The sequence below is a fragment of the Streptomyces sp. NPDC033216 genome, assembly GCF_055577115.1.
This window is the reverse complement of record NZ_JBVIQK010000005.1, coordinates 1-22,324: the sequence shown is the minus strand read 5'-3', so window position 1 is coordinate 22,324 and position 22,324 is coordinate 1. Positions and strand designations below refer to the sequence as shown.

At 72.9% G+C, this 22,324-nt stretch carries 21 protein-coding genes; 8 read left to right on the top strand and 13 right to left on the bottom strand.

The window, feature by feature from the left end; genetic code table 11:
* Positions 1-28: 28 nt before the first annotated feature.
* Positions 29-1,363: an MDR family MFS transporter gene (locus ACZ5Y0_RS11835; protein WP_469128502.1), complete on the top strand. Its 1,335-nt coding sequence runs from the start codon at positions 29-31 to the stop codon at positions 1,361-1,363.
* 32 nt (positions 1,364-1,395) lie between these two features.
* On the opposite strand, the gene ACZ5Y0_RS11830 is transcribed toward ACZ5Y0_RS11835, so the two are convergent.
* Complete coding sequence (locus tag ACZ5Y0_RS11830; protein ID WP_469128501.1) at positions 1,396-1,821, bottom strand: DUF2000 family protein; 426 nt, start codon at positions 1,819-1,821, stop codon at positions 1,396-1,398.
* 49 nt (positions 1,822-1,870) lie between these two features.
* Here ACZ5Y0_RS11830 and ACZ5Y0_RS11825 point away from each other — a divergent pair, with 49 nt between their 5' ends.
* Positions 1,871-2,701, top strand: a complete 831-nt coding sequence (locus ACZ5Y0_RS11825) for an AraC family transcriptional regulator (RefSeq protein ID WP_469128500.1) — start codon at positions 1,871-1,873, stop codon at positions 2,699-2,701.
* Between the two features lie 175 nt (positions 2,702-2,876).
* Here the strand turns inward: ACZ5Y0_RS11825 and ACZ5Y0_RS11820 are convergent, their stop codons facing one another.
* Positions 2,877-3,380, bottom strand: coding sequence for a type III secretion system chaperone family protein (locus tag ACZ5Y0_RS11820; RefSeq protein ID WP_469128862.1), 504 nt, complete (start codon positions 3,378-3,380; stop codon positions 2,877-2,879).
* 22 nt (positions 3,381-3,402) lie between these two features.
* Positions 3,403-4,740 (bottom strand): D-inositol-3-phosphate glycosyltransferase, encoded by a 1,338-nt coding sequence (gene mshA / locus ACZ5Y0_RS11815; protein WP_469128499.1) that lies wholly within the window; start codon positions 4,738-4,740, stop codon positions 3,403-3,405.
* A 226-nt stretch (positions 4,741-4,966) separates the two neighbouring features.
* On the opposite strand from mshA, the gene ACZ5Y0_RS11810 reads away from it, so the two are divergent.
* The 3 genes from ACZ5Y0_RS11810 to ACZ5Y0_RS11800 all read left to right on the top strand — a co-directional run bounded on the left by ACZ5Y0_RS11810 (position 4,967) and on the right by ACZ5Y0_RS11800 (position 9,049).
* Complete coding sequence (locus ACZ5Y0_RS11810) at positions 4,967-5,785, top strand: class I SAM-dependent methyltransferase (RefSeq protein WP_469128498.1); 819 nt, start codon at positions 4,967-4,969, stop codon at positions 5,783-5,785.
* Between the two features lie 385 nt (positions 5,786-6,170).
* Positions 6,171-7,259: a C40 family peptidase gene (locus ACZ5Y0_RS11805; protein ID WP_469128497.1), complete on the top strand. Its 1,089-nt coding sequence runs from the start codon at positions 6,171-6,173 to the stop codon at positions 7,257-7,259.
* Positions 7,260-7,687: 428 nt separating this feature from the next.
* Positions 7,688-9,049: a PP2C family protein-serine/threonine phosphatase gene (locus ACZ5Y0_RS11800; protein ID WP_469128496.1), complete on the top strand. Its 1,362-nt coding sequence runs from the start codon at positions 7,688-7,690 to the stop codon at positions 9,047-9,049.
* Between the two features lie 15 nt (positions 9,050-9,064).
* On the opposite strand, the gene ACZ5Y0_RS11795 is transcribed toward ACZ5Y0_RS11800, so the two are convergent.
* The 5 genes from ACZ5Y0_RS11795 to ACZ5Y0_RS11775 form a co-directional block, all read right to left on the bottom strand.
* Entirely contained in the window at positions 9,065-9,403 is a 339-nt protein-coding gene (locus ACZ5Y0_RS11795) for a DUF2516 family protein (RefSeq protein ID WP_469128861.1), read from the bottom strand.
* A 158-nt stretch (positions 9,404-9,561) separates the two neighbouring features.
* A complete protein-coding gene (locus ACZ5Y0_RS11790) occupies positions 9,562-10,305 on the bottom strand; it encodes a hypothetical protein (protein WP_469128495.1) in 744 nt (247 codons plus the stop codon).
* 88 nt (positions 10,306-10,393) lie between these two features.
* Entirely contained in the window at positions 10,394-10,846 is a 453-nt protein-coding gene (locus ACZ5Y0_RS11785; protein ID WP_469128494.1) for a helix-turn-helix domain-containing protein, read from the bottom strand.
* Between the two features lie 266 nt (positions 10,847-11,112).
* Positions 11,113-13,155: a HelD family protein gene (locus ACZ5Y0_RS11780; RefSeq protein ID WP_469128493.1), complete on the bottom strand. Its 2,043-nt coding sequence runs from the start codon at positions 13,153-13,155 to the stop codon at positions 11,113-11,115.
* Between the two features lie 75 nt (positions 13,156-13,230).
* Positions 13,231-13,848 carry a TetR family transcriptional regulator gene (locus tag ACZ5Y0_RS11775; RefSeq protein ID WP_469128492.1) on the bottom strand — a complete coding sequence of 206 codons (618 nt, stop codon included), beginning with the start codon at positions 13,846-13,848 and terminating at the stop codon, positions 13,231-13,233.
* 101 nt (positions 13,849-13,949) lie between these two features.
* Between ACZ5Y0_RS11775 and ACZ5Y0_RS11770 the strand changes: the two genes are divergently transcribed.
* The gene (locus tag ACZ5Y0_RS11770; RefSeq protein WP_469128491.1) at positions 13,950-14,915 is read left to right on the top strand and encodes a zinc-binding dehydrogenase; all 966 of its coding nucleotides are present in this window, start codon (positions 13,950-13,952) and stop codon (positions 14,913-14,915) included.
* A gap of 33 nt (positions 14,916-14,948) precedes the next feature.
* On the opposite strand, the gene ACZ5Y0_RS11765 is transcribed toward ACZ5Y0_RS11770, so the two are convergent.
* The gene (locus ACZ5Y0_RS11765; protein ID WP_469128490.1) at positions 14,949-17,120 is read right to left on the bottom strand and encodes a phosphotransferase; all 2,172 of its coding nucleotides are present in this window, start codon (positions 17,118-17,120) and stop codon (positions 14,949-14,951) included.
* Between the two features lie 275 nt (positions 17,121-17,395).
* On the opposite strand from ACZ5Y0_RS11765, the gene ACZ5Y0_RS11760 reads away from it, so the two are divergent.
* Entirely contained in the window at positions 17,396-17,746 is a 351-nt protein-coding gene (locus tag ACZ5Y0_RS11760; protein ID WP_469128489.1) for a hypothetical protein, read from the top strand.
* On the opposite strand, the gene ACZ5Y0_RS11755 is transcribed toward ACZ5Y0_RS11760, so the two are convergent.
* Together ACZ5Y0_RS11755 and ACZ5Y0_RS11750 are read right to left on the bottom strand one after the other, a co-directional pair.
* A complete protein-coding gene (locus ACZ5Y0_RS11755) occupies positions 17,737-18,489 on the bottom strand; it encodes an HAD family hydrolase (RefSeq protein WP_469128488.1) in 753 nt (250 codons plus the stop codon). The two genes, ACZ5Y0_RS11760 and ACZ5Y0_RS11755, sit on opposite strands and share 10 nt — an antisense overlap.
* Positions 18,489-19,364: a winged helix-turn-helix domain-containing protein gene (locus ACZ5Y0_RS11750; protein WP_469128487.1), complete on the bottom strand. Its 876-nt coding sequence runs from the start codon at positions 19,362-19,364 to the stop codon at positions 18,489-18,491. Before ACZ5Y0_RS11750 ends, ACZ5Y0_RS11755 begins: the two co-directional genes overlap by 1 nt.
* Positions 19,365-19,531: 167 nt before the next feature.
* Here ACZ5Y0_RS11750 and ACZ5Y0_RS11745 point away from each other — a divergent pair, with 167 nt between their 5' ends.
* Positions 19,532-19,714, top strand: a complete 183-nt coding sequence (locus ACZ5Y0_RS11745; protein ID WP_469128486.1) for a hypothetical protein — start codon at positions 19,532-19,534, stop codon at positions 19,712-19,714.
* On the opposite strand, the gene ACZ5Y0_RS11740 is transcribed toward ACZ5Y0_RS11745, so the two are convergent.
* Both ACZ5Y0_RS11740 and ACZ5Y0_RS11735 read right to left on the bottom strand, forming a co-directional pair.
* Positions 19,704-20,627, bottom strand: coding sequence for a GntR family transcriptional regulator (locus ACZ5Y0_RS11740; protein ID WP_469128860.1), 924 nt, complete (start codon positions 20,625-20,627; stop codon positions 19,704-19,706). The genes ACZ5Y0_RS11745 and ACZ5Y0_RS11740 overlap by 11 nt on opposite strands.
* Before the next feature lie 293 nt (positions 20,628-20,920).
* Complete coding sequence (locus ACZ5Y0_RS11735; RefSeq protein ID WP_469128485.1) at positions 20,921-22,177, bottom strand: GNAT family N-acetyltransferase; 1,257 nt, start codon at positions 22,175-22,177, stop codon at positions 20,921-20,923.
* Positions 22,178-22,324 lie beyond the last annotated feature (147 nt).

The window sequence follows — 22,324 nt, the reverse complement described above, 5'->3', positions numbered from 1 at the left end:
CTGCGCCACTTACATCGGGGGATCAGCCATGCCGTCCGTCGTCTCCGTCCGATCCTTCCGGCGTGCCGCCCGGGAGACGGTCGGCGGGTTGCCCCGCGAGTTCTGGTGGCTGTGGACCAGCACCCTCGTGAACCGGCTGGGCGCCTTCGTCGCCACCTTCATGGCGCTCTATCTCACTCTCGACCGGGGCTACTCCGCCTCCTACGCCGGTCTGGTCGCCGCGCTGCACGGGCTCGGCGGGGTCGTCTCGTCCCTCGGCGGCGGTGTGATGGCCGATCGGCTCGGGCGGCGGCCCACGATGCTCGTCGCACAGGTCGCCACCGCGCTGTCGGTGGCGGCCCTCGGTTTCGTGCACCACCCGCTCGCCATCGCCGGGGTGGCGTTCCTCGTCGGCATGGCCTCCAACGCCTCCCGGCCCGCGGTGCAGGCCATGATGGCCGACATCGTGCGGCCCGAGGACCGGGTCCGGGCGTTCTCCCTGAACTACTGGGCCATCAACCTCGGCTTCGCCGTCTCGTCCATGGGTGCCGGATTCATCGCCGAGTTCAGCTATCTCGCCGGGTTCCTGATCGAGGCCGGCATGACGCTGGCCTGCGCGATCGTCGTCTTCCTGAAGCTGCCCGAGTCCCGGCCGGAGCAGGGCGGCAAGGAGGGCGCGCACGGCAGGGGCGCTCAGGAGGCGGCCGTCGGCCTGGGGACCGTGCTGCGCGACCGGCGGTTCATGGGGGTGGTCGGGCTCTCCTTCCTGGTCGCGTTCGTCTTCCAGCAGGGTGCGATCGGCCTGCCGGTGGCGATGGGCGCGGCCGGCTTCACCCCCGCCGACTACGGCATGGCGATCGCCGTCAACGGCGTGCTCATCGTCGCGCTCCAGATTCCCGTCACGCGCTTCATCCAGCACCGCGATCCTGGCCGGCTGCTGGTGATCTCGTCCGTGCTCGCCGGGTACGGCTTCGGACTCACCGCCTTCGCCGGATCGGTCGGCGTGTTCGCGCTCACCGTCTGCGTGTGGACGCTCGCCGAGATCGTCAACGCGCCGACCCAGACCGGCCTCGTGGTCCGTCTCTCCCCCGCCCACGGACGAGGCCGTTACCAGGGCATGTACACCATGTCGTGGGCGGTGGCCTCGCTCGTCGCCCCGCTGATGTCCGGCGTCGTCATCGACCGGTACGGCGCGGAGTGGCTGTGGGGACTGTGCGCGGTCGTCGGGACGGTCGCGGGCGTCGGGTACGCGGTGCTGATGCGGCGCCTGCCCGCCGAGGAGCCCTCGGACGAGTCCGGCGCCGAGCCGACCCTCGGGTCCCGGGTCGAGCCCACCGCCGAGCGCCCGGCCGAGACTCCGGCGGAAGTGCCGACGACCGCCTGAGCGGCTCGCCCCTCCCTCCCCGTCCGCGCCCCTCACGGATGCATCCGCGCCCCCTTGAGGACCTTGTCCACCGCGTTGCGCGGTCCGTACACCGCCAGTCCCACCAGGTCCAGGTCGCCGGTCGGTACGGCCCGTACCGCCGCGCGGTTGTCGCGGTCGTTGCCGGTGGCGAAGAGGTCGCCGGTGAAGACCGCGCGCGGGAGGGCACGGGAGAGCACGCGCGCGTGGGCCGCCGCCAGCGTCTCCTTGGTGCCCTCGAAGACCAGCACCGGCTGGCGGAACATCGACAGGTAGGGGACGCCGTCCGCGTCCTCGTACGGCTCCCCGATCACCTCGGGCACCTCGGTGCCCAGGCCGCTGACCAGGAAGGCGGTGACGTTCAGGCGCTGCCAGGTCTCCAGGTCCTCGCGCAGCAGGAGGGCGATCTTCGTGTCGAAGCGGAGGGGTTCAGTGCTCATGCCACGAGACTGCCGTCCGGCGTACGGCGGCGTCTTGTACGTTCTTTGCATGGCCGTTTCCCGCCCGGCCCCGCGGCCGACCGCCGACGTCTCCGCCTGGCGTCCGCGGGTCCCGGGTGTCGTGGAGGTCTTCCACGCGCACTTCACCGGATACGCCTATCCGATGCACGTGCACGAGGCGTGGACGCTGCTCATCGTCGATGACGGGGCCGTGCGGTACGACCTCGACCGGCATGAGCACGGCACCCCGCACGACACCGTCTCCCTGCTGCCGCCGCACGTGCCGCACAACGGGTCCGCCGTCACTCCGGACGGCTTCCGCAAACGGGTGCTGTACCTGGACGCGAGCGTGCTCGGCGAGGAGCTGATCGGGCCGGCCGTGGACGGACCCGATCTGCGGGATCCGGTGCTGCGGCGGCGGGTGGGCCAGTTGCACGGCGCGCTGTCCCGGCCCGGCGAGGAGCTGGAGGCCGACAGCCGGCTGACGTTCATCGGCGAGCGGCTGCGCGGCCTGCTGCGGACCGGCCGGCCCGAACGGCCCGCGTCGCGCGACCCCGTCCTGGCGCGCCGGCTGCGAGAACTGCTCGACGCGCGCGTGGCGGAGGGGCTGACGCTGGCCGCGGCGGCCGGGCTGCTCCAGGCGCATCCGGCGCATCTGGTGCGGGCGTTCAGCGGGGCTTACGGCATCGCGCCGCACCAGTATCTGACCGCCCGCCGGGTGGACCGGGCCCGTCGGCTGCTGCTCGACGGGCTGCCGGCGGGCGAGGTCGCGGTGGCCGCGGGCTTCTACGACCAGGCCCATCTCAGCCGGCACTTCCGCCGACTGGTGGGGGTGCCACCGGGACGGTACGGCTCGGCCCCCGCCTCCGCCCGCCGTTGACGACGTGGACACCGTGACGCCGGTGTCCGCCGCCTCCGCGGCCGGGGCGGCGAACGCCGTCAGGGCGAGCGCTCCGGCGACCCGCGGCCACGGTGGTGGATCTGCCCGCGCATGCGCGACCTCTTCTTCCGGCGGGGCTCGGGTCGCGGCAGGCTGACAACGGGTCAGGAGGGGTCTAGTCGGTGGGTCCTCGCGTCAGGTTGCGGAACGCGTCGAGGTTGCGGGTGGACTCGCCGCGGGAGACGCGCCAGGCGTACTCCTTGCGGATCGCGGAGGCGAAACCCAGCTCCAGCAGGGTGTTGAAGGCGCCGTCGGCGGCTTCCAGGACCTGCCCGAGGAGCCGGTCGGTCTCCTCCGGGGTGACCGTGCAGAGCGGGAGGCGGGCGGTGACGTAGACGTCGCCGAGGGGGTCGACGGCGTAACTCACGCCGTACAGCTTGAGGTTGCGTTCCAGGAGCCAGCGGTGGACGCCTGCCTCGTTCTCGTCCGGGTGGCGGATGACGAAGGCGTTCAGCGACAGGGAGTGGCGGCCCACGATCAGGGAGACGGTCGTCCTCAGCTTGCGGGTGCCGGGGAGCTGGACGACGTAGCTGCCCGGCTCGGGGCTCTCCCACTCCAGCTCGGCGTCCTTCAGGACGTCCTCGATGACCCCCGCGGCCGTCTTCTCCGCCTCGCCCATGCCGGCACCACCCATGCTGGTCTCACCCATGCTGGGAGCGTACGTGACGGCGGTGGGACTGTACGGCGGCCGTGTAGACGTCGGCGGTGGCGGCGGCCGCCGTGTCCCAGCCGAAGGACTGGGCGTGCCGGGCGGCGGCCGCGCCCATGCGGGCGGGCAGCTCGGGGTGGTCGGCGAGTTCGGCGAGCACGCGCGCGTAGCGGGCCGGTTCGTGGCCCTGCACCAGGAAGCCGGTCTCGCCGTCGCGGACGGCCACCGGAAGGCCGCCGACCGACGCCGCGAGCACCGGTGTGCCGGCGGCCTGCGCCTCGATGGCGACCAGCCCGAACGACTCGCTGTACGACGGCACGACGAGCACGGACGCGGCCCGGAACCAGTCGGCGAGCTGCTCCTGACCGACGGGCGGCCGGAACCGTACGACGTCGCAGATGCCGAGGCGCGCGGCCAGCTTCTGGAGACCCTCCGGCTTGGCGAGGCCGCTGCCGCTGGGGCCGCCGACGATCGGTACGACCATCCGCGACCGCAGCTCGGGGCGCTGGTCGAGGAGCACGGCGACGGCGCGCAGCAGCACGTCGGGGGCCTTGAGGGGCTGGATTCGGCCGGCGAAGAGCGGGATCAGGGCGTCCTGCGGGAGGTCCAGGCGGGCGCGGGCGGCGGCGCGGCCGTCGGCCGGGCGGAAGCGGTCGAGGTTGACGCCGGGGTGGACGACGGCGATCTTGCCGGGGTCGGCGCCGTAGTGCCGGGCGAGTTCGCCGGCCTCCTCCGCGGTGTTGGCGATGAGACGGTCGGCGGCGGCGACGATCTGCATCTCACCGATGACGCGGGCGGCGGGCTCGGGGGTGTCGCCGTCGGCGAGGTTGGCGTTCTTGACCTTGGCCATGGTGTGCATGGCGTGCACCAGGGGCGTGCCCCAGCGCTGGGCGGCGAGCCAGCCGACGTGGCCGGAGAGCCAGTAGTGCGAGTGGACGAGGTCGTAGTGGCCGGGGCGGTGGCCGGCCCAGGCCTGCATCACGCCGTGCGTGAAGGCGCACAGCTGCGCCGGCAGCTCCTCCTTGGCGAGGCCCTCGTAAGGGCCGGCGTCGATGTGCCGGACGAGGACGCCGGGCGCCAGGTCGACGGTGGAGGGGAGGCCGCCGGCGGTGGCGCGGGTGAAGATCTCGACCTCGATGTTGATCGCGGCGAGCCGCTGCGCCAGCTCCACGATGTAGACGTTCATGCCGCCGGCGTCACCGGTGCCGGGCTGGTGGAGGGGCGAGGTGTGCACGGAGAGCATGGCGACACGCCGGGGACGGCGGTGCAGTCGCAGTCGTGAGGGTGCCGCCGAAGAGCGACGCCCGAGCCTGCTGACGTACTGGCTCACGTGGCGTTTCCTCCTTGCTGCGGGCATGCCGGACGGAGGGTGTGGGGCGCCCTCCAAGGGGAGGCAACGCCGGAGCGAGGTGTCCCCATTCCGTACGGCCGCGCCCGCGGGGCGGTTTTTGCCTCGCCGTTACCGTCTGTCGCTCAACCGTTCGATGACGGAGGGCGTCCGGGGCGGCCGGGGACGGTGGGGCCTCGCTTCCCGGCCACCGCATACCCTCGTAGGCATGTCCCCCCGCGCGCCGTCCCGCCCCGTGGGCACGGTCACACGCGGGACCACCAACCCCAACCGGTTGCGCCGTATGGACCGCTGGATCGCCGCGGTCCACGGTGCCGAGCTGCGCCGTGCCGCCGAGCCCGTGGCCGTCGACCTCGGCTACGGCGCCGCGCCCTGGACCGCCGTCGAGCTGCTGTCCCGGCTGCGGTCGGTCGCGCCGCACGCGCGCGTGGTGGGCGTCGAGATCGAACCGGGGCGCGTCGCCGCCGCGAAGCCGTACGAGCGCGACGGTCTGGTCTTCCGGCACGGCGGCTTCGAGGTCCCGGTGGCGCGGCCCCCGCACCTCATCCGCGCCGCCAACGTGCTGCGCCAGTACGACGAGGACGAGGTCGCCGCGGTCTGGGAGCGGCTGTGCTCCCGGCTCGCGCCGGCCGACCCCGAGCGGGGGTCCCGAGGCGGACTGCTCGTCGAGGGGACGTGCGACGAGATCGGGCGGCGGCACGTGTGGGTCGCGCTCGGGCCGCAGGGGCCGCGCACGGTCACCTTCGCGGCCCGGCTGGGATCCCTGGAACGCCCCTCGGACCTGGCGGAACGGCTCCCGAAGGCGCTGATCCACCGCAATGTCCCCGGCGAACCCGTGCACGCCTTCCTGCGCGACTTCGACCGCGCCTGGGCCGCGGCCGCGCCCTACGCCTCCTACGGCGCCCGCCAGCGGTGGATCCGCACGGTGCGGGCGCTGGCCGCCGACTGGCCGGTGACCGACGGGCCGGTGCGGTGGCGGCAGGGGGAGGCGACCGTGGCCTGGGGGGCGTTGGCGCCGGTCGGGTAGCGGTCGGCGCCCGGGGCAGCGGGCGACGGACGGGGGATCTCAAAGGTGGGTCCGGGCGCCGGGATCCGTCCGCCACGCCGGGCGCGGGCACGGTGGGACGAACCGGCGAGGCATCGCCCGACACGCCGACACGCCGACACGCCGACGAAACGTTGGCGGAAAGCGGACGGAACCCTCCCCCGAGAACGCCTCGTTCGCCTCCGGCACCGCCGACCGCCCCCACCCTCGGGAACGATCTCCGTGAGGCGTTCGTCACAATGACCGGGAGAGCGTCATGCCGACACTGGAGCCGGGGGAAGGACTGCCTCTGTCGTTTTCCGTCACGACGTGGCACGATCCCCCGGGTACCGTAAGTTACTGACGGTAAATCAGCTTTGGGGGCGTTATGGGTTCGGGCAAGCGCGGCCTGCTCGCGGCGGCCGTGGCCGTGGTCTGCGCGGTCACCGTCCTGGCGGTACCGGGCACGGCGTTCGCGAGCCCGCGCCCCACCCCGGCCCCGACGACCGCCCCCGACCTGACTCCGGCGCCCGCGACCAACGAGGACCTCGAGGCGGTCCGCGAGAAGCTCGACACGCTGTACCACGACGCCGCCGTCGCCACCGACGCCTACAACGCGGCCGAGGAGCAGGCGAAGAAGCAGTCCGCGGAGCTGGTCGAACTGGCGAAGAAGATCGTCAGCGGTCGCGAGAAGTTGGACGACCTGAAGGACCGCGCCGGTGCCGCGGCCCGCTCCCAGTACCGCGGCGGCGGCCTGCCCGACGAGGCACAACTGCTGCTCAGCGACGATCCGGGCGATTTCCTCGACGGCGCGGGCCGGGTGATCCAGGGTCAGCGCGCCACCAAGGGCCTGCTCGCCGAAATGACCCGCACCCAGGAGGACTTGGAGCAGTACGCCAAGGACGCCTCCGCCCAGTGGCAGAAGCTGGAAGCCAACCGCAAGGCCAGGGCCGCCGCCCAGAAGAAGATCGAGAAGCAGATCGCGGCGGCCGAGAAGCTCGAGTCCGCGCTGGAGAAGGAGGAGAAGGAACGCCTCGCCCGGCTCCAGGAACAGGCCGCGCAGAAGGCGCAGACCGCCTGGCTGGACACCGGGATACTCGACGGCGCCACCGCCGGCAAGGGCACCGTCCAGGGCACGAGGGCCGTCCGGTACGCCACCGCGCAGGTCGGCAAGCCGTACGTCTGGGGCGCCGAGGGTCCCGACTCCTTCGACTGCTCCGGCCTGACCTCCCAGGCCTGGGCGGACGCCGGCCTCACCATCCCGCGCACCTCGCAGGAGCAGTGGCGGCGGCTGAAGCAGGTAGCCGTCAAGGACATGCGCCCCGGTGACCTGATCATCTACTTCGACGACGCCAGCCATGTCGCGATGTACGTCGGCGGCGGCACGATGGTCCACGCCCCGCGACCCGGCCGTACGGTCACCCTCGCGGGAGCGGGTTCGATGCCGATCCTCGGAGTGGTGCGGCCCGACGCGTAGGGGGGACTCCGGAAGGGCCGCACCGGCCGCCGGCTGGACCGCATGGGACGCCGGAAGGGCCGCATCGGCCGCCGGAAGAGCCGCGTGCAATTGCCGACTGGGCGACCTGTGCGCGGTACCGGGCGGTCGCCCGGTACACGGAACCGGGGGTCGTCGTGGCACCCGTCCCGCCCGCGTGACCACGGCCACGTGACGCGCGGCACGCCTCCTGGCGCCGACCCCCGTGCGGACGTGACCTTCGTCATCCCCGTCCCCGTACCGCCCTGCCCAACTGCGGTACGGATCGCGGCATATGACACTGGCCAGAGTTCAAGAGACGTGGTGTACACCATTCCGTTGCGGAGCCTTCTGCCGCTATGGTCCCCGTCGGTGGGTCGAGGTCCCTCGTCCCCGCCATGCCCTCGGGGGGAGGGAAGGAACCCGAAACGATGCCCGTACCCGTACCGCGGCAGAGAGCGATCCCGGCCGTGGAGTGTGGTCAGGCGCAGGCCGCGCCCGCAGCCGGGGGTCCCGCCACCGAAGTGGCTCCCCGCACGGACGACCGGACCGACGATCGCAAGGAAGCGACGGTCGAGAACAACGCCACACCCCGCGACGGCGTCCCCCACGGCGTGAGCCCCACGCACACCAACCTCACACTGCTGCTGATCGAGGACGACCCCACGGCCGCCCCGATCGTGCCCGACCTGCTCGACTCGGCCGGCAGGCCGATCCGGGTGCGCACCGCCCGCAACCTCACCGAGGCCGGGCGCCTGCTCACCGACGACGTCCACTGCATCCTGCTGGACCTCGCCCTGCCGGCACCCGGCCACACCGACGACGAGCTGGCCGTACTCCGGCATGTCCTGGAGCTGGCGCCCCGGCACGCCGTGCTCGCCCTGACCGCGTCCGGTGACGCCGAGCGCGGCGCCGAGGCCGTGCGCGTCGGCGCCCAGGACTACCTGTTCCGCGACGAGCTGGACGGACGGTTGCTGAGCCGCGCCATCCGGTACGCCGTGGAGCGCAAGCGCTCGGACTCCGCCGAGCGGCGGCTCGCCGAGGGCAAGCTGCGCGCGCGGGAGAACGCCCGCCTGGAGCGCGGCCTGCTGCCGACGCCGCTGCTGGAGGGCTCCGCGCTGCGCTTCGCCGCCCGCTACCGCCCCGGCCGCTCACGCGCGCTGCTCGGCGGCGACTTCTACGACACCGTGCGCACCCCGGACGGCACGGTCCACGCGATGATCGGCGACGTCTGCGGGCACGGCCCGGACGAGGCGGCGCTCGGCGTGGAGCTGCGGATCGCCTGGCGGGCGCTGACGCTGGCCGGGCTGTGCGGCGACCAGCTGCTGAGCACGCTTCAGCAGGTGCTGGAGCACGAGCGCGACGACGACGAGATCTTCGCGACGCTGTGCACGGTGGACATCGCGCCCGACGGCCGACGCGCCGGCCTGTGCCTGGCCGGGCATCCGGCGCCGCTGATCGCCCGGCCCGACCAGCCGGCCCGGCTGCTGCCGTACGACAACAACGGGCCCGCGCTGGGGCTGCTGCCCGGCGCCCGCTGGCCGCGGACGCAGGTCGAGCTGGGCGCGGAATGGAGCCTGATGCTCTACACCGACGGGCTGATAGAGGGACGCGTCGGCGAGGGGCGGGAGCGGCTCGGCCAGGACGGCATGGTGGAGATGATCCGCCGCCAGCTCGCGGCGGGCCTGCGCGGCGAGGATCTGCTGCGGTCCGCGGTCAACGAGGTCCGCGACCTGAACGGCGGCGAGCTGACCGACGACGTGGCGGTGGTCCTGCTGGACCGGGTGCCGTAAGCCCGTCCGGCGCGGCTAGCGGCCGCCGTTGTACGGCCCGTACGGTCCGTCGCTGCTGGAGCCGCCGCCTCTGCTGCTGCGGCCACCCCCCGGCAGGGAGCGCAGGGCGGGCCGGACGTCGACCATGTACACGATGGTCGCGATCAGGCCGACGATCGGCAGGAACGACAGGATGGGAAAGATCAGGTTCACCACGAAGGCGAGCCCGAGGATGATCATCCAGAACGGCTTGGTCTGCTTGTCGGCGGCCCGGTAGCCGTCCTCACGGCGGATCGCCGCGTCGAGCAGAGCGAAGCCGCTGAACACGATCAGGGCCAGGCTCAGCAGAGACATGAACCCGGCGAAACCTTGCATCAGCACTACGTCCACCACCCGACTCGGCACATCGCTCGTCCTTACGCGGTCACCGTACCCGCAACGGCGTCCGCGTCACCCGTACAACGGGCCGGGCACTCCCCGAGTGCCCGGCCCGTCGCCGTCTTCGTGTCCGTACCGCGTCTACGCCGCCGGTCTCACTTGGCCGGGGGCGTCGCCTTCTTCGCGGTGGCCTTGCGGGCGGCCGGCGTCTTCTTGGCGGCGGCCTTGCCCAGGGCGGCGTCCGCGTCGGCCATGGTGGGCTTCGGCTCGTCCTGGACGACGACCGGCTTCGGCTCGTCCTGGACGACGACCGGCTTCGGCTCGTCCTGGACGACGACCGGCTTCGGCCGGTCCTGGACGGCGACCGGCTCCGGCTCCGGCTTCGGCTCGATCCGGCCCTCGACCGCGATGGCCAGTTCCTCGATGTCCTCGGCGGCCTCGCCGCGCCACGTCTTCACGGCCTGCTCGCCGTGCTGGGCGACCTTCTCGTAGGTCTCGCGGGCCCTGACGGCGTACTCGGCGGCGACGCCGACGCCGCGCAGCGCGATGTCCTGGGCGGACTCGCCGAGCTTCTTCAGATCGGCGTCGAGCGTGTCGCTGAGCTTCTTGATGTCGCCGTCGAGGGAGGAGATGAACTCGGTGACCTTCGTCTGGAAGGTCTCCTGCGTCTCCTTCGCCTTGGCGCCGGCCTCCTTGGCGCGGGCGGCGGCCCGCTCCTGGACGACCTTCGGGTCGGTGTTGCGGACGGCCTCGAAGCGGGCGGGCGCCTCGGTGCGCAGCTGCTCCACCAGGCCCGGCACCTTCTTCGCCTGCTTCAGGGCCAGGTCGGCCGCGCCGGCGGCGAAGTAGAGCGGGGTGGGGTCGCTGAGGGTCTTGCGCAGGTCGTCGGAGATGGCCATGGTGATGTTCCTCCGGTATTCGCGTTCGTCGCGTTCGTCGATGTCGGTCGGTGCGGGTCCGCAGTCGGCGGCCGGTCCCCTGGTCCGGTCAACTGGCCGTCTGCTGCGGATCGGCGTCGGTGCCGCCGGTCGTGCGGGCGCCGGGCGCGGCATCCTCGCCCTGCCGGGCGTCCACCGCTCCGTCGCCGCCCGCGAATCCGTTCTCCTTGCGGAAGGACTCGTAGATCTGGAGCAGCACCTGCTTCTGCTGCTCGGTCAGCGTGGGATCGGCGAGGACGACGGCCCGCGTCCCGACGTCGTCCCGGTCGCGCTCGGCATCGAGGATGCCGGCCCGGACGTACAACGTCTCGGCGGAGATCCGCAGCGCCTTGGCGACCTGCTGCAACACCTCCGCGCTCGGCTTGCGCAGCCCGCGCTCGATCTGGCTCAGGTACGGATTGGACACCCCGGCGGCATCGGCGAGCTGCCGCAGCGAGAGCTGGGCGTTCCGCCGCTGCTCGCGCAGGTACTCACCGAGATTGCCGACGTTGAGCGATGCCATGGCTCCACAGTGCCCCACCCTCGCTAACAATTGCAAGCACCCGCTTGCAAAAGTGCGTCACGCCACGGGGAGAACCACCCGATCCGCTCAACGGCAGTGGTGTCACATGCCGCCCACGGGGGACTCCACCGGCTCTCTCCGGCCGGGGAGGGCCGGAGAGCGGCGCCGGCATGCCGGCGGCCGACGGGCATGATCCCGTCGTCGAGCCGGACGCAGATGCCCCGCCGCCCAGGATGATGGCCGCGGCTCGCGGTGGACACCCGGACTCACCCCTGCCAGGGAAGCTCCCGCCCGTGCACCACGTCGAGGCGGGACACCGCTCGGGTCAGGACCACGTACAGGCGGTTCAGCCCGCGTCGCTCCGCCTCCGCGATGGCGGCCGGTTCGACGGCGACGACATGGTCGTACTCGAGTCCCTTGACGAGCGTCGCCGGGACGACGGTCAGGCGCGGATCGGTGTCGAGGCCCGCAGTGGCGAGGGCGTGGCGGATGCGGGGGGTGTCCGCGTCCGCGCCGATGACGCCGACGGAGCCTTCGTGGGTGAGGGCGTCGCGTACGGCGGAGACGACCGCGGCGAGGAGGTCGCCGTCGGCCCGCCGGACGCGGAGCCGGCCGTCGCGGCGGAGGGAGCGGGCGGGCGGTACGTCGGTGTCGAGGCGGGCCAGGAGGCGGTTGGCGAGGGCGAGGACCGCGCCGGGGACGCGGAAGCCGGTGGTCAGCGGGATCACGCTCGCGTCGGGTTTGCCCAGGTGGGCGAGTTGGACGGGCCAGGAGCGCGCGGCCCACGGCGTGGTGCCCTGCGCCAGGTCGCCGAGGACCGTCAGGGAACCGAACGGCACCCGGCGGGCGATGGCCCGGCACTCCATCGGGGACAGGTCCTGCGCCTCGTCGACGACGACATGGCCGTATCCCCGCGGACGGGCCAGCAGGCCGGCCACCTCGTCGAGGAGGACGAGGTCGGCCGACGACCAGCGCGCGGAGCGGTACGAGCGCGGCGGGCGAGCCCAGCACAGGACGTCCCGCTCGCCGGGGTCCAGAAGGCCGTCCGCGGCCGTCGCCAGCGCGGCCGGGTCGCCGAGGAGTGCGGCGACGACCTCCTCGGTCCGCACCCTGGGCCATACGGCGTCCACGCACGCACTGACCGGCCGCGAGCGTTCCGTGCGGCGGAGCCAGGAGGCCGGGCGGGTCCCGCTGTGGCGCTCGGCCCGTTCCTGGAGGCGCCGGGCGATCCGGCCGCGCACCCGCTCGCGCCCCACGTCGTACGGCGGCCGCTCCGCGAGCACGTCCGTCACGATCCGCGCGATCTCGTCACCGGCGACCCGCCAGCGGTGGGAGCCCTCGGTCACGGTGAGATCGGCCGCGGCGGCCGCGTTCACCCTGCCGTACAGGCCCCGGCGCAGCACCTCCGCCATGCGGGCGTCGTGCTTGACGGCTGCCGTCGGCTCGGGATCGGTGCCGGTGACCGGGTGGCGGGCGATCTCGTCCGCGAGGGTCGACTGCCGTACGCCGGTCTCGCCGAGGGAGGGCAGCACCTCGGCGATGTAGGAGAGGAAGGTGCGGTTGGGACCGAGGATGAGCAGTCCGCCGCGACGGACGCGCTGGGGGTGGGTGTAGAGGAGGTAGGCGGCCCGGTGCAGGCCCACGGCGGTCTTGCCGGTGCCGGGCGCGCCCTGCACGCACACCGACACGGACGGCTCGCCGCGGACGAGGTCGTCCTGTTCGGGCTGGATGGTGGCGGCGATGTCCCGCATCGGGCCGACGCGGGGCCGTTCGATGTCGCGGGCGACGAGGACGCTGTCCCGCGTCTCCCCGCGGCCGAGGTGTTCGTCCTCCAGGCCGGTGAGGGATGCGGAGTCGCCCCGGCTGCCCGGCGCCCAGCCGAACCGGCGGCGGACGGCGACGCCCTGCGGGTCGCGGGCGCTCGCCTGGTAGAAGGCGCGGGAGACGGGCGCGCGCCAGTCGACGACGAGGGGCGGCAGCGCCGGGTGCTCGCTGATGCGGACCCGGCCGATGTGGTGGGAGAGGCCGGCGTTCTCGCCGCCGCCCTCGGCGAAGTCGAGCCGGCCGAAGAAGAGCGGCCCGTCGGGCAGTTCGCGCAGGGCCTTGGCCTGACTGCGCAGCCGGTGTCCGAGGACCTCGGCGTCGGCACCGGAGGCGGAGACGTCCTCGCCGGTGGCGACCTGGAGGTCGGCGCCCTCGCGCATCGCGGCGAGCGCGGCACGGCAGGCGTCGTGGTGGGCGCGTTCCTGGTGGAGGGAGTCGCGGAGGGGCTCGGCCAGGTCCTCGGGGGCGGGGTCGGGTGACGTCATGCGGGCGAGACTACCCGAATATGCAACTGAGTTAAATTTATTACCCGAACTCATTTCGGCGCCGGGGCCCGCGCCTCAGGTCAGGGCCGGAAGCCCCGCCTCCAGCGCCGCGAACGCCCGCTCCGCCGCCGCCAGCGCCTGCGGCCGTACGTCGGCCACCCGCTCCCCCGCCTCGATCCGCCGCCAGTTCTCCTGGGCGAGGATCCGCCGGACGGCGACGATCTGCCCCGCCGCGAGCCGCGCGGGGAGGTCGCCGCCGAGGACCTCCGCCAGCGCGGCCTCCGACCGCTCCAGGTAGGCGTGGAGGCGGGCGACCAGGGCAGGGGTGCCGTAGAGGAGGGCGCAGAAGGAGCGGACCTCGGGGTGGTCGTTGACACCGGTGATCGGGTCGGACGCGGTGATGCCGTCGAGGAAGTTCCGGCGCAGGGCGGTCAGCGGCGCGATCCCCTCCGCCCGCCCCGCGGCGACCACCTCGGCCGCCTCCCGCTCATGGTCGGCGAACCGGTGCAGGACGAGGTCCTCCTTCGCCGGGAAGTACCGGAAGAGCGTCGGCTTGGAGATCTCGGCCGCGGCGGCGACCTCCGCGACGGACACCGCGTCGAAGCCCCGCTCGACGAAGAGCCGGACGGCGATGTCCGACACCGCCTGGTACATCCGCCGCTTCTTGCGCTCGCGCAGCCCGGTCTCGCTCATGGGCCGAGCCTACGACCGGACGGGACGGCCCTTGACCTCAACCCCAGTCGAGGTCGAAGGCTGTGCACGCACACGCGTCCGGTACACAGCGAGGAGTTGTCATGCGAGCGGTGCAGGCGAAGGCGTTCGGCGGGCCGGAGGTCCTGGAGACGGTCGACCTCCCCGACGCGGTTCCCGGACCCGGCGAGGTCGTGATCGAGGTCGACCACGTGGACACGATCTTCGTGGAGACCCAGATCCGCGCGGGCTGGGGGCGCGACTACTTCGACGCCGAGCCGCCCTACGTCCCCGGCGGCGGCGTCTGCGGCACGGTCACCGCGGTCGGCGCGGGGGTGGACGACCGCTGGACGGGCAGGCGGGTGACCGCGTTCGTGCGAGGCGGCTACGCCGAGCGGGCGGCCGCCGCCGTCACCTCCCTCACACGGGTCCCGGACGGCCTCGACGCGCGCACGGCCGCGGCGCTGGTGCACGACGGGGTGACCGCGCAGGGCGTCCTCCACGTCACGGGCGTGCGCGCGGGCGACCGGGTGCTGATCCTGGGCGCCTCGGGTGGCATGGGGACACTGCTGGTGCAGCTGGCGAAGGCGCGCGGTGCCCGGGTCGTCGCCTGCGCGCGCGGGGAGCGGAAGGTCGCGCTGGTGCGGGACCTGGGCGCGGACGCGGTCGTCGACGTCTCGGCCGAGGGCTGGCCCGAGAGGGCCCGGGCGGCCCTCGGCGGCTCCGGCGCGGACGTCGTCCTCGACGGCGTCGGGGGCGAACCGGGAGCACGCTCCCTCGCGTTGGCCGCCGACGGCGGGCGCTTCTCCGCCCACGGCGCCCCGACCGGCGGCTTCGCCCCCGTCGACCCGGCAGAGGCCGAGCGGCGGGACATCACCCTCTTCGGCATCGCCGACGTGCAGTTCGACGAGGCCGACGTACGACGGCTGCGGACGGCCGCCCTCCGGGAGGCGGCGGCCGGACGGCTGCGACCGGTGGTCGGCCGGGTCTTCCCGCTGGCGGAGGCGGCGGCCGCACACGCCGCGGTCGAGGGCCGGCAGCTCGTCGGCAAGGTGCTCCTGAAGGTCTGAGATCCTGAGGCTCCGGCGGCCGACACTGGCCCCCTACGCCAGCGCCCGCGCCAGGAAGGGGTTGGCGGTGGCCGGCAGGGGCAGTCCCAGGGAGGCGGTCGCGGCGGCGAGTGTCTCGGAGTAGGAGTCGACGGCGCGGCGGACGTTGGGGGCGTCCAGGCCGGCGCCGGTGCACAACCGGTCGAGGTCGATGTAGGCCGAGCGGACGATCTCGGTCCACCGGTAGACCCGCCAGTCCGCGTGCCAGTCCCGCGTGTGCTTCGCGGGAAGCCTGCTCTCCCACCGCGCGAACATGCGCTGCCTGATCTCCGGCCTGGTCGGCGTGAGGTGCATGTGCCGGACCAGGTCGTACAGGGGGTCGCCGACGAGGGCCATCTCCCAGTCGATGATGGTGAGCGCCAGCTCGTCCTGGCGCCGGACCAGGTTCCACGGGTTGAGGTCACCGTGCAGCAGGGCGGGCTCCCGGCGGCTCAGCCGGTGCCGGGAGAGGAGCTGCCGCAGCCTCTCGTCGCCGGGCAGTCCGAGGGTCCGGGCGAGTTGCAGGGACTCCTTCGGCAGGCTGCGCACCAGGCCGACCAGCTGTTCCGTGAGCCACCGGTGGAAGTCGAGGTTGTCGGCTCCCGGATCGAACAGGCGGTGGTCCACCGTGGTCAGTTCGCACAGCTGGTCGACGAGGGCGTCCGCCTCGTGCGGGAGCAGGCCGTACACCGGATGCCTGGGAGGTCCGACGTAGGTGTGGATCGCGAACGGCTCGTTGGGGTAGCTCTCGCCCAGTGCGAGGACCCGTGGCGCGGCGACCTTCGCCCCGGACTGCTGGATGGCCTCCAGGACGCTGTGCTCGCTCAGGTAGCTCGGCTCCCGCCGCGTGACGTTCGGCAGCTTGCGCCGTACGACCACGGGGACGCGCGGATTCCCGGCCCACACCACGGAGTTGAGGTGCGCGGTGCCCTTGAACACGCGGTCGGCCGGGGCGGCCCCCTCGGCGAGCAGGGCCTCGCGGACGGCGGCCGCGGGGAAGTCGTCGCGTTCGGGCAGGCGCGGGTCGGGCCGCCAGTCGTAGGCCTTCGCGGCCCAGGACCGGCCGCTCACGTCGCCGCGCGACGCCAGCCAGCGGAAGAGGGCGCCCTCGATCTCTCCGCGGTCCGGCACGCTCCTCAGCCGCAGGGGTTCCGCCGCCGCCTCCAGGGCCCGGCCCACCTCGGCGGTCACCTCGTCCAGGCTCTGCTGGGTGAAGGGTCCCTGGACGGCGCGGGCGGCCCGCATGACGTCCGGGTAGACGGACTGCGCCCGCTCGAAGTCGAGGTAGTGCCGCAGGTCCCTGGACAGACCGTTGACCGCGGCCGGGCGGTGGCGCCCCATGGTCCGCGCCCACGTGTCGACCACCTCGGGCCACTGGTGGGCGGGGTACCGCATCCGCACCAGGTGGGTGGCGAGTCCGTGCAGGGGATCGCCGTAGCTGGCCAGTTCCCAGTCGACGCAGACGAGCGGCGGGGAACCGTCGTGGGGCATGATCAGGTTGTCCCGGTGCAGGTCCGTGTGGAGCAGACCGTACGGCCGCCGCGCCATCGGGGGAATCCGGTCGGCGAGGTCGAGGAGGGCGTCCTCGGGGATGCCCAGCGCCGTGAAGAGGCCGCCGAACCGCTCCCAGTCGGGGCGTCGGATCTGCCGGTCCGCGAGGTGGGCGAGGGACTTCAGGAAGCCCTGGCTGTCGGTGCGGTTGCCCGGCCAGTCGGCCGGCAGTGGCGGCAGGGCCGACCGGCGCACCTCGGTCATCCGGCACAGCAGCTCGGCCAGTGCCTCCGTCAGCAGGGCGTCGACGGGCTTGCCGTTCCCGCAGACGGCGGAGAGCGGAACGCCTCGCACATGACTGTGGACGGCGAAGTCCGGTCGGCTGACCAGGCACTCGGGCACATGGGGAAGGACCCCGCGGACCGCGTCGAGGATCGCGGCCTCGTCCCGCCAGGTCCTGATCACCACCGGCAGGGCGTCGGAGCGCGGGATCCGCACGGTCACCGGAGTTCCGGCCTCCCGCCCCAACAGCGCCGCCACGTCCGCCGTCAGCGGCAGCACATGGTTGTGGTGGTGGTGTCCGCTCGTCGCGGGGGTGGCCTCGGCGGCCGCCACGAACCGCCGGAGCAGCGCGTCCGACCGGTCATCGGCGGGTCGAACCCCGAGAAGGTCACGGGGAACGAAGGGCTCGACCACTGGCCGCTCCGGTTACTCACACTCGATCGGATGGGTAAGGCAAACGTTAAGTGCCGCGACGGGCGCCCAACGAACGGGGGCGCGGCGAAATGGCCCAACGGGTGGTCAAGAGCTTCGTCCGCCGATCGTCCCGACAGGTCCTGGTCGCCGTGTCCGGATCGCCGTCTCGTACGGAGGGGTGAGAGGGATCCCGCGCACGCCCGCGGCCCGCCCGGCGATGTCCTTCCCCACCGGGTCGGACCGGTCCTGCCGGCCGTCGACGAAGACGGAGCCGGGTGACTCGCCGTCCTCCCGTCCCGGACGTGGCGGGTGAGGGTCACCCCCGAACACGGCACGTCCGGGACGGGCACGACTTCGCCGCCCTGGAGCCTGATGTCCCGCTCGGCCACCTCGTACGACGCGCGGAGCGCCTCGGCGCGGACGCAAGGGCACACCGGGGGAGGGACACGCTCGCGTCGTCGGCGATCCGGGAGTTGCCCGGTCTCACGGCGGCGGTCCTGGCGCGGGCGGGACCGGGCACGCTGGGCGTGGTGCCTCTGTCCAGGTCGGCGTGCGCCCGCACCCGGCACAACGGCCCGGCCGTCCGGGCCGCCGTCGTGCTGGTGACGACGATGGCTCAGGCCTGACGCCGGACCGCCTTCAGCACCGGCTCCAGCGAGTCCACCACGTTCGTCGCGCCCGCGTCCCTGAGCAGTTCCTCCTTCTTCTTGTTGCGCGCGTAGCCGAGGAAGGGCACACCGGCCTGCCGGGCGGCGAAGCAGTCCGACGGGGTGTCACCGATCATCAGGGCGGCGGGCGGAGCGGCGCCCACGGCGCGCAGGGCCCGGTTCAGACAGTCCGGGTCGGGTTTGAGGAGGTGCAGATCGCGGGTGCGGCCGTAGACGTGGGGGACGAAACAGGAGGCGAGGCCGCGGCTCGTCAGGTACTTGGTGGCGACGCGCGGGGAGTTGTTCGTCGTGACCGCCAGGCGCCGGCCCACCGCCGTCAGGGTGCGGATCAGCGGGTCGGCCCAGGCCGTGGGCATCGCCGAGGCGGTGGCCCTCAGTTCCTCCTGGGTGAGACGCTCCTCCAGCTCCGCGACGAGATCGCTGCCGGGGTGGCGCCGGTCCACGGCGCGCAGGACGGCATGGGGGTCGGGGGACTCCCGCTCGCCCTCGGTCAGCAGTCCGCGCAGGCCCTGCGCCTCCAGCCACTCGACCAGGCCGAGGGCCACCCGCTCCGCCGAATGGCCGGCGAACAGCCGGCAGATCGGCCCGTCGAAGTCCCAGAGGACCACGCGGACGGGCGCGAGCAGTGCGCCCAACGCCACGGTCCTGTCGTTCTCGGTCCTGAATGCCGCCTGTTCGGTCTGCGCCGCGTCAGAAGTCACTAGGAGAGTGTCAGGTCCGACGTGATGGTTTCCCAGAGGGCGTCGAACCACTTCTGGGATTCGTCCACGAAGATGGCGTCACGCGCGCCGGTCGCCTTCTCGAAGGAGAACAGGAGCGACTCGGTGCCCAGAACGTCGTACATGTCGAGAACCCCGTCGTCGGTGGACTCCTCGCGCCGCACCACCATGTAGTACGCCATCAGCGCCTCCTGTCCGTTGAGCAGGTACAGCTTCACCGGCGGGGTGAAGGGCAGCGCCCGGAAGGACACGCTCACGTCGATGCCGTGCGAGCGCAGCGTGAGCAGGTTGTGGCGCAGGACGTGACCCTGCGCGTTGCGCATCGCCAGCCAGCGCTCGTGGACCGGGTCGCCGCTGCCGCGGGCGTCGACGGGGACCGGGAAGGCGAGGTTGATGTCGCGGGACGGCAGCAGGATGCGGACGTCGATCTTCTCCGGGCGGAGGCTGCCGCCGTGGATCAGCCGTAGAGGCTCGCTGAGGGCCGGGATGAGGCTCTCGGCGGTGAGGCAGGCCGCGTCGATGCGGACGTGCCGGGCCGAGAAGGCCGCGGTCAGCCGGGGGGCCAGTCCCACCATCGTGGGCTGGGGTTCGTCCCGGACCGGCGCCTGTTCCGCGATGCGCGGCGGGCTGCCCTTGGTCACGTCGGTGAGGAGACCGTCGTCCTGGAGGGCGCGCAGCGCCTGCCGCACGGCTCCGCGCTCCACGCCGAACTCGTCGGCGAGTTCGGCCTGTGTGGGCAGCCGGTCACCGGCCTTCAGCTGGCCGGTCCGGATGCGTTCGCGCAGGACATCGGCGATCTCCTGCGGCGAGAGCCTAGGGCTGCCGTTCACTGCCACGTTCTCCTGAGTCACGACCAAACGCTACAACTTCGATCCATCTGGCGGCAGTTGCCGGCAAGTTGTTTAGCAACTACTGCCAAGTGGGGACAACTCAAATAGAGTTGGTTGCCAACTTGCCACAGTTGGTGAACTTGCCGCTCCCCCGCACCTCCCCCGCGCTTCCCGTCTCCGAAGGGAGGAACACCATGCCCGCCCTCACCCTCCTCCTTGCCGTCCTCGAACAGGCCGTCCAGTGGAGGTACGGCACCGCCGGGACCATCGGCCTGCTCCTGCTCACCGTCGGCGTCAGGGCCAGGCGGCCGACCCTCAGCTCCGCGGGCGCCGTGATCCTCGCCCTCCTGGTCACCGGCCCCGCTCTCAGCCCGTGAGCACCAGCTCCGAACTGATCGTCTCCCACAGGGCGTCGAACCACAGCAGCGACTGCTCCACGAACGTCGTGTCCCGTGCGCCGGCGCCCTGCTCGAAGGCGAACAGAACCGAGCGCGTGCCCTCGGCGTCGTACATCTCGAGCTGCTCGTGGTCGATCTGCTGCTCGTGCCGCTTGACCGTGTAGTAGGCGAACAGCGCTTCCGTCCCGTTGAGGAGGTAGAGCTTGACCGGCGGGGTGAAGGGCAGCGCGCGGAAGCTGACCCGGACGTCGATGCCGTGCGTGGCGCGCAGCGTCAGCAGGTTGTGCCGCAGCACCTGGCCCTGCGCGTTGCGGTGGGCGAGCCAGTGCCGTTGCAGCCGCTCGGTCGCCGCGCCGTCCACCGCCGTCGGGAAGGCCAGGTCGATGTCACGGGACGGCAGCAGGACCCGGACATCGATCTTGGCCGGTTTCAGCTCCCCGGCGTGGATCCGGCGCAGCGGCTCACCGATCGCCAGCGTGAGCGACACGGCGGTCAGGCACAGGGCGTCGATCTCGACGTGCGGGGCGGCGAAGGCCTCCGCGATACGCGGCGTCAGCGCCACCATGGTGGGCTGCGGCGAGGCTCCGGGGCCGGTCAGCGGGGCGCCGGCGCCCAGATCGGGAGCGACCGTCGCCGGTGCGCCCTTGGAGACGTTGGTGAGCAGGTGCTCCGACTGGAGGATGCGCAGGGCCTGGCGGACCGCGCCACGCTCGACACCGAACTCCTGTGCGAGCCTGGCCTGGGTGGGCATGCGCTCGCCCGGCCGCAGCACACCGGCCCTGATCCGGGCGCGCAGCTCGTCGGCCACGTCACGGGGGGACCGCTGCGGTCGCGTCGACCGCGCCGGCCTCTTCCGCCCATTGACGGAGGCATGTTCCGGCTCCACGGCCAAACAGTACAACTTCCCGCCATCTTGCGGCAGTTCAAGGAGAGATGGTTATAGGCCGCTTGCCGGCGGACATAAGTACAGTGAAGTTGGCTGCCAACTTCCACAACATGGTCAAACTTTCAGACGGTTGGCCACTCGGGCCCCCTTCCGGAGGGGAGCCGGGAGTCCGGACGGCCGACACCGACGCACAGCCACAACTTCAGAGCGCCGCACAGCCACAACTGAACAGCCGTACGAGCACAGCCACAACTGAACAGCTACGGATGGACGACCTCGCAGCCGGCAGGGAGGAGCACTCAGAACATGTCCGGGCACCAAGGGCGCCTGGACGTCCGCAGCAGGGCGTCGGCCTCCAGGGCGGCGCCCGCTCGTTCCTCTCCCAGCCGCCCCAGGGCCGCCAGCCGCACCGCCGACTCGTCGCCCAGCCAGAGCGAGGCCAGCGCCGTCACGTCCATGGTGAGGTCGGCGCCACGGCCGGTCGGCGTGCAGGAGGCCCCGTCCGGGCCCGCCTCCAGCAGGAAACGCCCCCCGGTGAACCCGGCACGGTCGGTCACCTCCAGCACCAGTGAGCCCGCCCCGGCGTACGTACGCGCCTCCAGGGCCCGTACGACGTCCAGGATCCGCACCCACAGCCAGTCCGCCTGCGTGGTGATGCCCGCCGCCCGCGGGTCCGGCAGGTAGTGCGGGAGCAGGTCGTCGGGGGAACGAGGACCCGACTTGACCCGCATCACCCAGTCGATCGAGCAGAGGTAGCGCCACAGGGCGCGTTCCGCGGCCGGGGTCGTCGCGATCAGCCAGTCCACCGTCACCGTGTTCAACGGCTGCTTGGTGTCGCCCCAGTTGTCGTCCGCCTTGTAGGAGACCAACCCCTGCACCTCGCCGTCCACCGAGCGGTAGGCGGCGTAGAACGGCTCGCTCCACTCGCCGAACAGACGCAGCACGCCGGTCTCCGACTCCCACCACACGTCGGTACGGCTGACCGCGCCGGGCCGGCCGCGGCGCAGTCGCTCGTGCAGTTCGGGGCCGATCTTGCGGACCTCCTCCGTGTCGACGAGGTCGACACGGCCGCCGTCCTCGGGGCCCGGCCAGTTCGGGTCGAGGCCGGTGCGGGCCACGTCGATCGTCCACTCGGCGGCGCTGGTCGCCGGGCCGAAGCCGTAGCGGCCGTAGATGCGGTACTCGGCGGCGATGAGGGTGGCGACGACGTCGCCGCGGTCCTTCGCGGCGGTCAGGTCCTCGGTCATCAGGCGGGTGAGGATGCCGCGGCGGCGGTGGGTGGGGAGGACGGCCACGTTGGAGATGGCGTCGGCGGGGACGGCGGTGCCGCCGACCGCCGTCAGCTCCTGGGGGAAGGAGCGGAAGGTGGCCACGCACCTGCCGGCGTCGAAGGCGCCGTAGGTGCGGGAGCCGGCATGGGCGGTGCGGCGGGCCGCGATGTCGGCCTCCGTCACGGTGGGAACACGGAGGAAGCCGGTCTTCGCGGTGCGCATCCAGGCGGGGAGTTCGGCGTCGGTGATCCGGCGTACGTCTATGTCGGCGGGGGTGGTCGTCATGAGGCCACGGTAGGCGGGGAGGGGGTGGGGGGGGGGGGGGGGGTTTTTCCCCCCCCCCCCCCCCCCCCCCCCCCCCCCCCCCCCCCCCCCCCACCACACTGCTGACGAGCTGCGTCGAGGAGCCCGACCTCACCGCACAGCACTCGC